This window comes from Klebsiella sp. M5al, from assembly GCF_002090195.1.
In the GTDB taxonomy this organism is placed as follows: Bacteria; Pseudomonadota; Gammaproteobacteria; order Enterobacterales; family Enterobacteriaceae; genus Klebsiella; species Klebsiella grimontii.
The window spans coordinates 393,685-408,966 of the sequence record NZ_CP020657.1 but is presented as its reverse complement, the minus strand read 5'-3'; the positions used below and the strand labels follow the sequence as shown (position 1 = coordinate 408,966).

Here is a 15,282-nt window from a genome sequence, read left to right as displayed (position 1 = left end):
CAACAGAATGAGATTAGCTCCACTATGTTATTCGGTTTATCCGTATAATTAGCCGGAATAAGTAACAAAATCCGTAGAACATAAACCTATATAAAAAAGAAAAGTCGCCGGGAATCCCTTATAATCGGCCTTCACGCTGAAAGAAGAATCCTACCCCTCCCTATTAACCATGCTATTTGAATGGTTAATAGGCGCCATAAAAGACCTTTTTTGGGCTGGTCAATAAAAGAACAAGTGTGATATAGTTCACATTAGTTGATGAAACAAAAACGTTGTTTCATTACGATCTTGTTTGCCTGAAGATAGCCAGAGCACCGTACCATCGTCAGTCTCACCCGGTTGTCACAGGCTCCCAAATTTCGTTGAGGATAGGTTGATGGCTTCCATTACTACCAGTGTCGTACTTTTGCGCTGGCCGCTCGTGAGCGCAGTGCTGATGTTTCTGGCCAGCTCGTTAAACATTCAGCTACGTAAAAGCGATTATGCCGGTTTAGCGGTGATTTGTAGCTGTATGGGCCTGGCCGCGGCCTGCTGGTTCGCCACCGGTCTGTTAGGCATCACGCTGCTGGACGTGGCGAAAATCTGGGGCAATATCAAGGACGTGATGATTGAAGTCATGAGCCAGACTCCGCCTGAATGGCCGATGATGATGACCTGATGTCCGCCCGCCCAGGCCGGGCGCCGGTGTACCTGTCCGGGCAGTAACGCCCTGGCCCGGACAGGTGCGCAGCAATTCCCTCCTCTGCGACAGCTAAATACATCACCAGCATAAACCGTAGCGATGGCAAGGTAGCCGCCAGGTTTTAACGCATCCGCTGGCCCAGATCGCGCTGCCCCGGCGGCAGCCCCGGTACTGCGCGTGGAAAGTCGTTCGGGCAGCGTTTTATGGCACAGAGCGCCTGGTAACGGCAGGAGTCTGCCGTCGTGGCGGTAGAATGATAAGGGCAGGAAGGCCGCTCCCGCAGCTTCTCCCACTGCGCCTCATCGTATCGCGTGATGTTATAAACTTTTACCGCGTGATATTGCTCGTTGATTAACACACTCGATGAGTAGAGTTTTATCGACTCGCCCGGCAGTAATAAAATGTCGGCCTCATACCAAAGAATAAACTTTAAAAACCGTAGGCCGGAAATTGAGGAAAAAGCCACCCCGGAATGTGGGCAGACAAGAGTATTATGAATAGTCCATTTCATTTTCTATCCTTGCGTGCATTGCTGATTAATGACTCTATTATTGATAGCATTCATCATAGCTAACCGCAAGGCGATCGATTAATAATGTGATATCAGACAATACTCAAAGTGCTTTATACTCACTAAGATGTAGCGTGAATATTGCATTATAACAATGAATGGTTAGTCATAATAATCAACGGCAGCGCCAGTCATGAGCATACATAAATAAGAATATATTGACAATAAATTACAGGCTACCAACAGCAGTAGCCTGTAATATTACACTGGGAATGAATCAAAAATAACTAAGCTATTGTGCGCATATTAAACGCCGGTATCACCATGTTTTACCAATATTAAACTGGAACTGTTCAGCTTTATCCCCATCGTATTTTTTAAACGGCTCGGCCCATGAGAATACCAGCGGGCCTAATGGCGACATCCACTGCACCGCAATCCCGGCGGACATCCGGATATGCGACGGATCGCCATAGTCAGGGATCCCGGCCGCCAGCGTCTGGGCGGTATTTTGCCAGGAGGTGCTCCATACCGTACCGGCATCGAGGAACAGCGACGTCCGCAGGCTGTCAGCGTATTTGTCATTCACAAACGGCGTCGGCACAATAAACTCGCTGTTCAGCACCGCCATCGCGTTACCGCCAACCGCATCGGAAGACGAGTCCAGCGGACAGGCGCTGTAGCTGCTTTCAGAACCATTACAACGATAATAAGCCGCTTTTGGGCCAATCGTATTCGACGAAAAACCGCGAACCGACGACGATCCGCCAGCATAAAAATTATCATAAAACGGTACCGATTTGCCGTTCAGCCCATCGGCATAGCCCGCGCGCAGGTGCTCCATCCACACCCAGCTTTTGCTCTCGGTCAGCGGCATATATTGGGTGGTATCGAAAGTGACTTTGTAATAGCTGTTATCCGAACCGGGCACGGTAACCTTGGCGGTCAGGCTGCTTTTATTCCCCGCGCGCGGGAAGAAGCCGCGATCGAGGTTGTTATAGCTCCAGCCAACGCTGGCAAAATAGTCATTGGCGCTATAGGTGGCGCCGCTGTCGCCATCTTTGGTGACGACGTCAGGATAGATACCCCGCGAGTTAAGATAGCGCCAGGTGGTGAGCTCCGGGTCCATATTGGTCAGGCGGTTATGGACATAGTCCAGGCCCAGGTTAAGAGCGTTATTCTCGCTAATCGGGAACCCCAGCGTACTGCCAACGCCGTAGCTTTGCTGGTTGTAGCTGCCGGAATCGGCATCAGAAGCATCGTAACTGTTATAGAAGATTTTGCCGCCGAGGCTGATGCCATCCACGGTGAAGTAAGGATTCGTCGCCCCCAGCTCAATATAGGACTGGTAGCTGTTGCGCGTGCCGTTGAAGCTGACGCTATTGCCGCTCCCCAGCCAGTTATCCTGCGTGACGCCGAGCTGGTAGCTCACGCCGCTGTCGGTACCGAAGCCCAGACCCACGTTAAAGGAGCCGGTATTGCGCTCCTTCACCTTATAGACCACGTCCACCTGATCCTGACTACCGCTAACCGGAACGATCTGCTTGTCGACGGTTTCGAAAAATCCGCTACGATCCAGCCGCGTTTTTCCCTGCTCGACCTTTTCGTCATTCAGCCACGCGCCTTCCATCTGGCGCATTTCGCGACGCAGCACTGCATCGCGGGAAGTATCGTTACCCTCAAAGCGAATCTGACGCACCGAATAACGACGGCCGGCATCCACGTTAATATGCAAAACGACGTTTTTTTTCGCCTCATCAATATCCGGCGCGGTGTTCACCTGCGGCCAGGCATAGCCGTATTTTCCCAGTAGCGTCTTAATGCTGTTCTCAGACGCCGTAATTTCCGCGCCGCTGTACCATTTCCCCGCTAAAGGCTTCACCAGCGCTTCAATTTCCTGGCTATGCTGCGCCATGTCGCCGGTCACGACCGTACTGGTCACTTTATAACGATCGCCTTCGCTAAGATTGATCGTGATATACAGCGATTTTTTATCCGGGGTAATACTGACCTGACTCGAATTAATGGTAAAACGCGCATAGCCGCGATCGAGATAATAGCTACGAATGGTCTCCAGATCCGCCGCCATCTTTTGCTTTTGGTATTTCTTATCGCCAATCACGTTCCACCACGGAACGCTGTCGCGTAGCTGCAGCTGGTCCAGCAACGTTTCTGTGCTAAAAGCCTGGTTGCCAATAATATTAATTTGCGCGATTTTTGCCGATACCCCTTCCTGAAATACAAAGGTTAAATCAACGCGATTACGCGGCAGCGGCGTGACGACAGCGTGAACCTGAGCGCTATATTTCCCGACGCTGTAATAAAAATCCTGGAGCCCTTTTTCTATTTCCGTGAGCGCATTGCGATCCAACGCGCTGCCCTCTTCAATACCTGTGGCGGCCAGATTCTCTTTGAGGGCATCATCCTTAACGGATTTATTCCCGGAAAAGCTGATTTTAGCGATGCTTGGCCGCTCTGTAACCTGCACCACCAGCGTGCTGCCATCGCGCAGGATCTGCACGTTCTCAAAGTTGCCGATGGCATAGAGGGCGCGGACCGAATCGCTGATATCCTCATTAGAAACCTCTTCTCCCGTATGAACAGGCATGCTCAGTAGCGCAGCGCCAACGGTAACGCGCTGTAGCCCCTCGAAACGAATGTCATCTACCGTATAGGCGGTTGATGCGTAAAGCGTTAAAGGGGAAATCAATAGACCGGCGATGAGACTCGTTTTTTTTAGCATGGAGGTGTCGTCTAAAAGATATTTGGCAATAGCAGATATCCTGCTGGGAATAATGCAGTTCAGTGCGCCAGACAAATTCTGACGCAGTTTTAAATAACCTGAACGAGGCGCAGAATTGCACGTAATTATGACGAGAAAATGGAGAAAAAATGGATGTGTGAGAATGTTGAAAAAATTATTTTTTAATGGAACTTTCTTTCCCCCACCCAGTCAGATAAGCATTTCCAGGCAACATTAAAATTCTACACCGCCTGTTTTTTAATTAAAAAAATAAAAAGCCCCCTTTCGCATTGGTTGAAAGGGGGAAAAAGATCTTGTTAGGAATGATGCTCTCTGGGATAAACCAGGAACAGCCACAAACTAACCTATAACCCCGTAGATAAAATGAAGAGATAGTGAATAAATTATGCAGCCAGATTGCCATCATAATGAAATGAGTCGATATCATGCCACGAAATGAAATTCAGCGTTCAGTGCTGAGCGAGCTGGTGCGCTGGATAAAAAACAACCTTGAGAAGAAACTCACCATGCGGGCGCTAAGCCTCTTTTCCGGCTATTCCGAATGGCACCTATTTCGCCTCTTTCGTCACTATTTTAATATGTCGCCAATGGCCTATATCCGCCAGCAGCGGATGCAATTAGCCCTTGATTTATTAAAGGTTAAACCGGCTTTTCGCATCGTTGATATTTGTATTCTGGCGGGCTATGAAGATATCAGCGCCTTTAACCGCACCTTTAAAAGGTACTATATGATGACGCCAGCCCAGCTGCGCAAAATCCTGAATATATGATGATAGAGGCTCCCCCTCCTCCGCATTGCTGCGGTTGGGAATGGAAGGGGGAAGAGGAACAACTTTAGAATGGAAATGGCAGGATGCCACCGTTAATCGTTTCTGGGATCAGGCAGACCCGATCAACAGGAAGCAGTGTAAGCTGCTATGTTGAATTAATTGTGTAGAGGCCATGGAGATTTTGTCATAATTTATATCCGAACCCAATGTCCTTGACGCTAAAATAAAAAAACCGGAATAGTTCATTATTCCGGCGGATGATTGGGTGGTTGATCAGAAATGCGTATTCACGCTGATATAAAACGTCCGTCCCGATTCATTATAGGTCTCCGCCCCTGCGCCATACAGATAAGCGCCGGTCGTCGAATTCCCCGTTGTCTGCGCATTACCGGCACGGTAGTGACGAATATCGAACAGATTATCCACTCCGCTGGTCAGGCTCAGGTTTTTATTCACATCCCAGGTCGCGCTGAGCCCGACAATGCTGTACGGGCTCACTTCATTTAATTCGCTGCCGGATACCGCCTCGCCTTTATAGTTGAAACGTTTAGGTTTCTGACGGCCGTACCAGGTGAAAGTGCTCTGCAACGAAAGATCGTCGCGTACCTGCCAGCTGACGGTCGAGTTCAGCGTAAACTGCGGGATCACCGACAGGCGATCGCCGGTGGTCTTGTTCTTACTCTGCAGCATCCACGTCAGGTTGTTGCTCCAGTTGACCGTTTCACTTACCGGGAGATTCAGCGAACCTTCCAGCCCTTCAACCAGCGCCTTCGGTACGTTTTCCCATTGGTAAATATTGGTGGTGCCATTGCTGGCCGTCCCCACCGCCGAGTAGCCCGACTCAATCTTGTTATGGTAGTCGTTACGGAACCAGGTCAGCCCCGCCTGATAGCCGTTGTGCTTATACTCAAGGCCAATCTCTTTATTGACGCTGGTTTCCGCCTTCAGATCGCTGTTCCCCATCAGGTAACAGGCTGAGCTGCTGGCATAACAGCCCTGGCCGTTGCTGTAGAGAATATAGTTCGGGTTGAGCTGGTAAAGGTTCGGCGCTTTATACGCGCGGGCGATGCCAAGCTTCAGCGTCCAGTCATCCGACAGCCCCTGCGAGAGATTCAGCGAGGGGCTCCAGTTATTGCCGACGATGCTGTGATGGTCGAAGCGCAGGGCCGGCGTCAGCATAGTGCTCTCGGTCAGCGCGATATTGTCTTCGGTAAACAGCGAGAAAATCTCGGCGCTGGAATAGGGGCTGCGTCCGGTTGCCGACATACCGTCAATGGAGCCATAAGAGAGCGACTGGGTGGTCGACACGCCATCTTTCATCCGCTGCTGGTTCCACTCGGTACCCAGCGTCAGATTCTGTTCGAATCCCAGGGTAAACGGAATATTCACCTCGCTGTGCAGCAGCACATCCGACAGGTCGATATCGGAGAATTCGCTGCTGGAGAAGATCCCTTCCGTTCCGCCCGCCAGTCCCTCGTTCATACGCGAGTTACGGGTGTGCTCATACTGCGCCCAGGTATTGCTGGTCACGCCGTTATCCCAGCCGCCGGTCCACGTGACGCCATACGTCTGGCGATAGAGGCGGTTGGTCTCTTTCCCGTACAGACTTTTCACCAGCGTGCTGGTGTTGGTATTCTGCGTGTCGCCTGCATACAGATTGCCCTGGCGACTGTAGCCGGTTTCAAACTCCAGCGCCTGCATCGGCGCAAATTCCCAGCGCAGCTTACCGTGGATATCTTTATTCACCACGCCTTCGCGCCCTGCAGGATACGATCCCGCATAGCTACCGGTTCGGGCCGCTTCGTGGCCAGCGTTGATATCCTGGGCATCGGCCTGCGTTTTGCTCAGGTTTCCCCATAAATTAAAGCTGACCTCATCCGATAGCGGACCATTGAGGCTGAAGTTTGTCCGCTTCGTCGCGCCCTCTTTACGATGCTGAGGTGCGTTCATATAGGTATTCCAGGACCCATGCCACTCGCTGGTGGCCGGTTTTGTGACGATATTCACCACCCCGCCCATCGCGCCGTTACCGTAGCGGGCCGCCGCAGGGCCGCGAATCACGTCGATATGATCGATCATTTCCGCCGGTACCCAGCTGGTATCACCGCGCGTATCGCGGTCGCCGCGCCAGCCATAGCGCACGGAATTACGACTGGTCACCGGTTTACCATCCACCAGAATCAGGGTGTTCTCCGGTCCCATGCCGCGAATATCGACCTGGCGGTTATTACCGCGCTGGCCGCTGGTGGAGTTACCGGTGAGGTTGACGCCGGGCTGGGTACGAATCAGCTCGGAGACATCACGCGCGGGCGGATGTTTACGGATCTCCTCAGCGGTGATGGTCGATACGCCGGGGGCTTGCAGCGTCTGCGCCGCCGCGGTGACCACCATCGTTTCATCGTCATTTACCGCAGCCGTTTCAGATTTCTTCGTATCGTCTGGCATGCTGCCATCAGCGGCCTGAACCGGCAGCGTCCCTCCCCAGATGACCATCGGGATCAGCACGGCCAGCGAGTAGTGTGAATCGTATTTCATGGAATATGCCCTGTTTTTCTTTTTAGCTGTCGGGGCACGTCTTCTTCATCAGTCAGGTAAACAACGGTAATGACTTTTATGCAAGCACAGTATCTCTGCTTTTGGCGTAGCCGGGCCCTCCCGCTTAAATAGCGGAATAGCAATAAATAATGAGCAGCCAAAATAGATTTATTACTCTGGCAAAAATGAAGAAATAAACGCACCGTGCTATTCTTTGACAGCATTCGCCGAACAGCAGTAATAGGAGTCTTGTGCCACACAACGTTATTAGAAATGAGATTTATTATCAAGTGGATAATTATCCACCGCACGGATAATTTTTAACAAATCAATAAAAACAAAAAGATAAGAGAGCTAAAGTCGTTTTTTATTTTTAGAACAGTTAAATAACTGAAGTATATCCACATTAAAAAAACACAATTCAGACATATTATCTCCATAATTAATTAGGGCGTGTGGGTTTATTATTTCACGATAAATATCGTCATTGTAAATTAATAGAATAATTAAAATAGCGGATTAGCCGACTCGCATACGCGATCGCCGGACATGCTAACGGCCAGAAATTGACTAAAATAAGACCATCCCACTGCGGAGCACCGCGCCATGAACACTTCGTCGTTCTATCGATACCTTGTCGGCGGGCTCGCATGCTTTGCCGCCCTGCTATGCTTCACCTCCGTTTACGCCGCCGCTGAGAACAAACTGTCAGAGCCAGAGGAACGAGAGGCCCTGAAGGTCGACGTTGACGATATGCTACAGCCCTGGAAGGGAGATTTACCCGGAATGCTCGACCGGCGAACTATTCGCGTATTAACCACCTTCAGCAAAACCTTTTTCTTTATTAACAAAGGCACTCAGCGTGGCGCCACTCACGATATTTTTATGGAGTTTGAACGTAGCCTTAACCAAAGCCTGGCGAAGGAGAAAAAGCTTAAACATCGTCATCTTAAGGTCCGTATCATCTTTGTGCCAGTTGCCCGCGACCAGCTCATCAGCGCGCTTAACGCCGGTAAAGGGGATATTATCGCCGCCAACCTGACGATTACCCCCGCTCGCCAGCAGGAGATGACCTTTACCGCGCCGATATACTCTCACGTTCAGGAGCTGCTCCTTTCCGGCCCAGGTTCCCCCAAAGTGGAAAATCTGCAGCAGCTTTCCGGTAAAACGGTCTTTGTGCGTACCTCATCGAGCTATTACGAGAGCCTGGTCGCGCTCAACGCGCGCTTTGCGCAGCAATCTTTGCCCCCCATCACCATCACATCGGCGCCCGAAGCGCTGGAGGATGAAGATCTGATAGAGATGCTCAGCGCGGGCCTGATTCCCTTGACCGTCGTCGACCGCCACAAGGCACTGTTCTGGAAGCAGGTCTTCCCCAGCATTCAGGTTCATCAAAACATCATTCTGCGCAACGAAGGCAATATCGGCTGGGCGGTACGCAACAACAGCCCGCAGCTGCTGGCCTTGCTTAATGAATTCATCAACAAAAATCGTCAGGGCAGCAAGCTGGGTAATACGATTCTGCTGCGCTACCTGAAGGATGCCCGATATGTTAAAAACGCGGCAGCGCAAAAAGAGCGGCGTAAATTTCTGACCATGGTGGAGATCTTCCGCAAATATGGCGATCGCTACGACGTTGACTGGCTGCTGATGGCGGCGCAGGGCTATCAGGAGTCGCGGCTTAATCAGTCTGTACGTAGCCACGTCGGCGCGATTGGCGTTATGCAGGTAATGCCAGGCACCGGTAGGGAGCTGAACGTCGGCGATATTAAACTGCTCGACCCCAATATTCACGCCGGGGTGAAATATATGCGCTGGATGATAGACCGCTACTATGGCGATGAACCGATGACCCAGCTTGATAAGGCGCTTTTCTCGTTCGCCTCCTATAACGCGGGCCCCGCGCGCATTGCCCGGCTACGGGCGGATACCAAAAAACGCGGTTTTGATCCAAACGTCTGGTTTGGCAACGTGGAGTATCTGGCCGCCGAGAAGATCGGTTCCGAGACCGTAAGCTATGTCAGCAATATCTATAAATATTACATCGCTTACCGGCTGATTGTGGATGAAATGGCGCGCAAGCAGCTGGCGACAGCTACGCCAGCCGCTGCGGCCACGCCCGCTTCACGGTGAAATAGCGCTGAAAAACCGCGTTTCAAAATAGAAAAAGCCCCGGGCTGGGGCTTTTTCAGAACTGACTTCACAACGGTTAATCGCGATTAGAACGGGATATCGTCGTCAAAGTCCATCGGCGGCTCATTGGAAGGGGCTGCCGGAGCCTGCTGCTGCGGACGAGACTGCGCGCCGCCGCTGAACTGGTTTCCGCCCTGCGGCTGCTGAGGCTGACCCCAACCGCCCTGCTGCTGACCGCCGCCTGCCGGGGCGCCTGCGCCCTGCTGACGACCGCCGAGCATTTGCATCGTGCCGCCAACGTTAACCACAACTTCGGTGGTGTATTTTTCCTGACCGGATTGGTCAGTCCATTTACGCGTACGCAGCTGGCCTTCAATGTAGACCTGAGAACCTTTACGCAGATACTCGCCGGCCACTTCCGCCAGTTTGCCGAACAGCACAACGCGGTGCCATTCGGTCTGCTCTTTCATCTCACCGGTCGCTTTATCACGCCAGGATTCGGAAGTAGCCAGCGTAATGTTGGCAACTGCGCCACCACTCGGCATGTAGCGTACTTCCGGGTCCTGGCCCAGATTACCGACGAGAATCACCTTGTTTACGCCTCTGCTGGCCATGTTTGTGTCTCCTGAATGCGTTTCTTAATAGTGTAAACGCGCGAGTGTACCATTTCCAGGTGCTATGTTGATAGCTGGGAAGTAGGTTCCAGATAACTCTCGCGGTGCGACATTTTTACACATCCCGCCGGAAAATGCATTCCAATACTGTATATTCAAACAGGTTAAATTGTGTCATAATTAGCCGTTTCTGCCGTTTGTCCTTCTAACAAACCAGGCAATCCGCGTATCTACCGGGAAAGGTGAATGGATAAGATCGAAGTTCGGGGCGCCCGCACCCACAATCTCAAAAATATCAACCTCGTCATCCCGCGCGACAAACTCATTGTCGTCACCGGGCTTTCGGGTTCAGGCAAATCCTCATTGGCTTTCGACACGTTGTATGCCGAAGGGCAGCGTCGCTACGTTGAGTCGCTCTCCGCCTACGCGCGGCAGTTCCTGTCGCTGATGGAGAAACCCGATGTCGACCATATTGAAGGGCTGTCGCCGGCGATTTCCATTGAACAGAAATCAACGTCCCACAACCCCCGTTCAACGGTAGGCACCATTACCGAAATTCACGACTACCTGCGCCTGCTGTACGCTCGCGTCGGCGAGCCGCGTTGCCCGGATCACGACGTCCCGCTGGCGGCGCAGACCGTGAGCCAGATGGTCGATAACGTGCTCTCCCAGCCTGAAGGCCAGCGCCTGATGCTGCTGGCGCCAATCATTAAAGAGCGCAAAGGCGAACATAACAAAACCCTGGAAAACCTTGCCGGGCAGGGCTACATCCGCGCGAGGATCGACGGCGAGGTCTGCGATCTCTCCGATCCGCCAAAGCTGGAGCTGCAGAAGAAACACACTATTGAAGTGGTGATTGACCGCTTTAAGGTGCGCGACGATCTCAGCACGCGCCTGGCCGAGTCTTTTGAAACCGCGCTGGAGCTGTCGGGCGGCACCGCCATCGTCGCCAATATGGACGATCCGAAAGCTGAAGAGCTGCTGTTTTCCGCCAACTTCGCCTGCCCGATTTGCGGCTACAGCATGCGCGAACTGGAACCGCGCCTGTTCTCCTTCAACAACCCGGCGGGCGCTTGCCCGACCTGCGACGGCCTCGGCGTGCAGCAGTATTTTGACCCGGAACGCGTGATTCAGAACCCTGAGCTGTCGCTGGCGGGCGGGGCGATTCGCGGCTGGGATCGGCGCAATTTTTACTACTTCCAGATGCTGAAGTCGCTGGCGGAACATTATGAATTCGATGTTGAAGCCCCCTGGGGCACGCTGAATAGCAGCGTACAAAAAGTGGTCCTGTACGGCTCAGGCAAAGAGAATATTGAATTCAAATATATGAACGATCGCGGCGATACCTCGGTGCGCCGCCATCCGTTCGAAGGCGTGCTGCATAACATGGAACGCCGTTATAAAGAGACGGAATCCAGCGCGGTACGTGAAGAGTTAGCGAAATTCATCAGCAACCGTCCCTGCACCAGCTGTGAAGGGACCCGCCTGAAGCGCGAAGCGCGGCACGTGTTCGTGGAAAATACCCCGCTGCCGACCATCTCGGACATGAGCATCGGCCACGCGATGGACTTCTTCAACAACCTGAAGCTCTCCGGCCAGCGTGCGCAAATTGCTGAAAAAGTTCTGAAAGAGATTGGCGATCGCCTGAAGTTCCTCGTCAACGTCGGTCTGAACTACCTGACGCTCTCCCGTTCGGCGGAAACCCTCTCCGGCGGCGAAGCGCAGCGTATCCGCCTCGCCAGCCAGATCGGCGCGGGCCTGGTCGGCGTGATGTACGTACTGGATGAGCCCTCTATCGGCCTGCACCAGCGCGATAACGAACGCCTGCTTGGCACCCTGATCCATCTGCGAAATCTCGGCAACACCGTGATCGTCGTTGAGCACGATGAAGACGCTATTCGCGCCGCCGACCACGTTATCGATATCGGCCCGGGCGCCGGGGTACACGGCGGTCAGGTCGTGGCCGAAGGCAAGCTGGAAGATATTATGGCGGTGCCGGAATCGCTGACCGGCCAGTTCATGAGCGGCAAGCGTAAAATCGAAGTGCCGAAACAGCGCGTGCCCGCCAATCCGGAGAAAGTGCTGAAGCTGTCCGGCGCGCGCGGCAATAACCTGAAAGACGTGACCCTGACGCTGCCGGTAGGCCTCTTCACCTGCATTACCGGCGTTTCCGGGTCGGGTAAATCCACGCTGATCAACGACACGCTGTTCCCGATTGCCCAGCGTCAGCTCAACGGCGCCACTATCGCCGAACCGGCGCCGTACCGCGACGTGCAGGGGCTGGAACATTTCGACAAAGTCATTGATATCGACCAGAGCCCCATCGGTCGTACGCCGCGTTCTAACCCGGCAACCTACACCGGCGTCTTTACGCCGGTCCGTGAACTGTTTGCCGGCGTACCTGAATCGCGTTCGCGCGGCTACACGCCGGGCCGCTTCAGCTTTAACGTGCGCGGCGGTCGCTGTGAAGCCTGCCAGGGTGACGGCGTGATCAAAGTCGAGATGCACTTCCTGCCGGATATCTACGTGCCGTGCGACCAGTGCAAAGGCAAGCGCTATAACCGCGAAACGCTGGAGATAAAGTACAAAGGCAAAACGATTCATGAAGTGCTGGATATGACCATCGAAGAAGCGCGTGAGTTCTTCGATGCGGTACCGGCGCTGGCGCGTAAGCTGCAAACGCTGATGGACGTCGGCCTGACCTATATTCGTCTGGGCCAGTCAGCGACTACCCTCTCCGGCGGCGAAGCACAGCGCGTCAAGCTGGCGCGCGAGCTGTCCAAACGCGGTACCGGGCAAACGCTGTATATCCTTGATGAACCGACCACCGGTCTGCACTTTGCCGATATTCAGCAGCTGCTGGAAGTTCTGCACCAGCTGCGCGACCAGGGCAATACCATCGTGGTGATTGAACACAACCTGGACGTCATCAAGACGGCTGACTGGATCGTTGACCTTGGGCCGGAGGGCGGAAGCGGCGGCGGGGAGATCCTCGTTTCCGGTACCCCGGAAACGGTCGCCGAGTGCGAGGCCTCCTATACGGCTCGCTTCCTCAAGCCCATGCTGAAGTAATCTCATCTGCCTCTTCCCGTCCCGGGAAGAGGCATCATTTCCTCTCATTTTTTCCCGCTGATATTTTGTGATTTGCGGCCGGACGGCATCTGTTATCAGATAGCACCACAGCCATAAATTGCAGGATGCATCATGTATTTACAGCCTGGAGTTTATCGCCTGCCCCTCGCCGCGGCGCTGTTTTTGATGACCGCCTGCAGTTGGGTTGATAGCTACAGCAGCACGGCATATCAGCAGCTGCTGGTGCTGGTGCTGGAAGAACTTATCTGCAGTTCATCAGCGATGCAGCGGCCGCGCCGGTCGACCGACAATGACTCAGGCAAGAAGATCGCCAGATTAGTCAGCAAGTTAGCCTGGCGTTAAGCGATAGCGATGCGCTATGACAGAATAATCTACGCGTGCAGGAGAAAACGCGCGGCTGGTTAACCCATGACGACCTGGCTCTGCTTCTGCAAGGGCAGCGCGATATTGCCCGCATTCGCGCCAACAACGCGCATATCGCCATGCAGACGCATCTTCAGTCGACGCTGCTTCGTCTGATCGATATGGCGCTGCTGGGTTGAATATCGCTTTATGACAACAGCTTACGCTTGTTCTCAGTAAGAGAATCAAGCGCCTGCTGATATGACGCATCCACCAGATAGTAAATTTGTGAATCAGGCAAGGAGCCATCAAGAAACACCGTGCTCCAGTGGGCTTTATTGAGATGTTTGCTGGGGCGCACATCGCGATGCTGCTGCCTCAGCAGCTCTGCGAGCTCGGGGCTGGTTTTTAACGAGACCGCGGGCCGGTTGTCCTCCACCTCTTTTATCATCGCAAACAGTACGTCAGCCGCTTTGATTTGCGTCGCTTTCCAGTCGCTATGTACGCTTTGTTCCGCGCCCGGCTTAGCCATGCAGTACTGCAATAAATCCGAAATTGTCATTTTTATTCCCCCATCAGCGTCGCGATGATATGGCGCGATCCGCCATGAATACGATGCTCCCCGAGCCAGATACCCTGCCAGGTCCCCAGCCTGACGCGCCCATCCCCAACGGGCAGCATCAGCGATACGCCCAACATCGACGACTTAATGTGCGAAGGCATATCATCAGGACCTTCATAATCGTGTTCATACGGCGCGTTATCCGGTACGGCAGTAAGAAAATGCTGCTCCATATCGTAACGGACGGTCGGATCGCAGTTTTCATTAAGCGTCAGGGAAGCAGATGTATGCTGGAGCAGCAAATGCAGCAGGCCCGTTTTCACCCGCGACAGTTCACGGATTTGACCGAGAATTTCATCAGTGACCAGATGGAAGCCCCGTGATTTTGGGCCTAACGTCAGGGTTTGCTGATGCCACATAGGCGACTCCTTCTACTAATGAACCTTCCTAAGTGTGCAGCAATAAGCGAAAAGGTAAAACCTTTGGCACGCTATTTTGCACAAAAAAACGGCAGCTCGCTGGCTGCCGTTTTAGCAATACATAATTAAGCCGTCGTCAGCTTAATATTCTGAATTCACAATCACCTCTTCTCCCTGAGCGCCCGCCATCGGCAGCGGCTTATAGGAAGAGTTGGATGCCCGCAGGACGCGGATCCCGCGTGCGCCAACCTCACGGGCGGCAGAAATATCGTTATCCGAATCGCCGTAGAAAACTTTAATGCCCTTCTCCTGCAGCCACTGCGTTTTGGTGTTCTGACCAGGCTTATCGCCGGCAAAAATAACCGGATTCATGTTCGCTGCCGGGATGAGAAAATCGTCTTGCAGGGTTTTTGATACCGTTTCGGTTTTGGTCTGGCTGCGTCCGGTGACAAAATAGATGCTATCGCCGCGCTTCACATGCATCGCAATCAGCTGGCGCGCCACCTCTTTCGGCATGCTGAATTCATCCCAGCCGTTGTTCATTTTTTCCCAGAACTGCGGATTTTTCAGGTAGTCATCGCTGCCGGGTGAATAGGTTTTCTGCCCGCGCCAGAAGCCCGGACTGGAGAACAGGACGGTATCATCAATATCAAAGCCGACCGCCATCGGTTGGCGTCCCAGCAGGCTATTTTCAATCTGAGCCACGGAAACCCAATGTATTGGCGCCTGTTCGGCGAGTTTCGCCATATTGGTGCCCGTCCACAGCGGCTGCGGTGTGGAGGCGCGAGCAACGACAGAGCTATTTAGCGTGAACAGTAAGCAGATGGCCCCAAAGGCCAGGGTGATCTTGCGCATAT

Annotated in this window: 13 protein-coding genes; 6 read left to right on the top strand and 7 right to left on the bottom strand. The window is 53.1% G+C overall.

Annotation, left to right across the window (positions count from 1 at the left end; all coding sequences use genetic code 11):
- Positions 1-376 precede the first annotated feature (376 nt).
- Entirely contained in the window at positions 377-658 is a 282-nt protein-coding gene (locus BWI76_RS01985; protein WP_004097808.1) for a YjcB family protein, read from the top strand.
- Between the two features lie 145 nt (positions 659-803).
- Here the strand turns inward: BWI76_RS01985 and iraM are convergent, their stop codons facing one another.
- The gene (iraM, locus tag BWI76_RS01980; RefSeq protein WP_004137529.1) at positions 804-1,193 is read right to left on the bottom strand and encodes an anti-adapter protein IraM; all 390 of its coding nucleotides are present in this window, start codon (positions 1,191-1,193) and stop codon (positions 804-806) included.
- Between the two features lie 319 nt (positions 1,194-1,512).
- The gene (gene bamA, locus BWI76_RS01975) at positions 1,513-3,936 is read right to left on the bottom strand and encodes an outer membrane protein assembly factor BamA (protein ID WP_004137532.1); all 2,424 of its coding nucleotides are present in this window, start codon (positions 3,934-3,936) and stop codon (positions 1,513-1,515) included.
- Positions 3,937-4,382: 446 nt separating this feature from the next.
- Here bamA and BWI76_RS01970 point away from each other — a divergent pair, with 446 nt between their 5' ends.
- Positions 4,383-4,727 carry a helix-turn-helix domain-containing protein gene (locus BWI76_RS01970; protein WP_004137534.1) on the top strand — a complete coding sequence of 115 codons (345 nt, stop codon included), beginning with the start codon at positions 4,383-4,385 and terminating at the stop codon, positions 4,725-4,727.
- Between the two features lie 273 nt (positions 4,728-5,000).
- On the opposite strand, the gene BWI76_RS01965 is transcribed toward BWI76_RS01970, so the two are convergent.
- Positions 5,001-7,262 (bottom strand): TonB-dependent siderophore receptor, encoded by a 2,262-nt coding sequence (locus BWI76_RS01965; RefSeq protein WP_004137536.1) that lies wholly within the window; start codon positions 7,260-7,262, stop codon positions 5,001-5,003.
- Between the two features lie 606 nt (positions 7,263-7,868).
- Between BWI76_RS01965 and BWI76_RS01960 the strand changes: the two genes are divergently transcribed.
- On the top strand, positions 7,869-9,395 hold the full coding sequence (locus BWI76_RS01960; protein ID WP_049089222.1) for a lytic transglycosylase F: 1,527 nt from the start codon (positions 7,869-7,871) through the stop codon (positions 9,393-9,395).
- A gap of 86 nt (positions 9,396-9,481) precedes the next feature.
- On the opposite strand, the gene ssb1 is transcribed toward BWI76_RS01960, so the two are convergent.
- On the bottom strand, positions 9,482-10,009 hold the full coding sequence (ssb1, locus tag BWI76_RS01955; protein WP_004097799.1) for a single-stranded DNA-binding protein SSB1: 528 nt from the start codon (positions 10,007-10,009) through the stop codon (positions 9,482-9,484).
- Between the two features lie 246 nt (positions 10,010-10,255).
- Here ssb1 and uvrA point away from each other — a divergent pair, with 246 nt between their 5' ends.
- The 3 genes from uvrA (at position 10,256) to BWI76_RS28280 (ending at position 13,644) form a co-directional block, all read left to right on the top strand.
- A complete protein-coding gene (gene uvrA / locus BWI76_RS01950; RefSeq protein ID WP_004097797.1) occupies positions 10,256-13,081 on the top strand; it encodes an excinuclease ABC subunit UvrA in 2,826 nt (941 codons plus the stop codon).
- 132 nt (positions 13,082-13,213) lie between these two features.
- Positions 13,214-13,444, top strand: coding sequence for a hypothetical protein (locus BWI76_RS01945; RefSeq protein WP_064362635.1), 231 nt, complete (start codon positions 13,214-13,216; stop codon positions 13,442-13,444).
- 35 nt (positions 13,445-13,479) lie between these two features.
- Positions 13,480-13,644, top strand: coding sequence for a hypothetical protein (locus tag BWI76_RS28280; RefSeq protein ID WP_004137542.1), 165 nt, complete (start codon positions 13,480-13,482; stop codon positions 13,642-13,644).
- A gap of 8 nt (positions 13,645-13,652) precedes the next feature.
- Here BWI76_RS28280 and BWI76_RS01940 read toward each other — a convergent pair whose 3' ends face one another.
- The 3 genes from BWI76_RS01940 to aphA form a co-directional block, all read right to left on the bottom strand.
- Positions 13,653-14,006, bottom strand: coding sequence for an MmcQ/YjbR family DNA-binding protein (locus tag BWI76_RS01940; protein WP_004127822.1), 354 nt, complete (start codon positions 14,004-14,006; stop codon positions 13,653-13,655).
- A gap of 2 nt (positions 14,007-14,008) precedes the next feature.
- A complete protein-coding gene (locus tag BWI76_RS01935) occupies positions 14,009-14,425 on the bottom strand; it encodes a secondary thiamine-phosphate synthase enzyme YjbQ (protein WP_004137545.1) in 417 nt (138 codons plus the stop codon).
- A 141-nt stretch (positions 14,426-14,566) separates the two neighbouring features.
- Positions 14,567-15,280 (bottom strand): acid phosphatase AphA, encoded by a 714-nt coding sequence (aphA, locus tag BWI76_RS01930; RefSeq protein WP_004137547.1) that lies wholly within the window; start codon positions 15,278-15,280, stop codon positions 14,567-14,569.
- Positions 15,281-15,282: the final 2 nt, after the last annotated feature.